This is a genomic window from Pseudoalteromonas sp. ABE4_541 (genome assembly GCF_056312285.1).
The window spans coordinates 1-210 of record NZ_JBSVEM010000079.1; the positions used below are offsets into that span (position 1 = coordinate 1).

1 pseudogene is annotated in these 210 nt (G+C 44.8%); it reads right to left on the minus strand.

From position 1 onward, the window contains the following. Positions 1-202, minus strand: a pseudogene (locus tag ACW689_RS21575) (IS256 family transposase); the annotation flags it as partial. Positions 203-210: the final 8 nt, after the last annotated feature.

Below are 210 nucleotides of genomic sequence, written 5' to 3' on the forward strand. Positions count from 1 at the left end.
TACCAGCACGGTCTCTCGGGGTTTGAAGTTCGAACTCACCGACCGAGGATTTAACCGTTTTCTTAGTGTGACCGTTCTTTCGGTTTGGCTCAGCTTCTGTGAGTTGTTTGATGAGAGGGGTCAGCACACCATCTTCACCAGTTAAACCTTTACCTGATTGAAGCTGTTCTAATGCTTTGTTGAAATCGAATTCTTGAGTCATGTGTCATT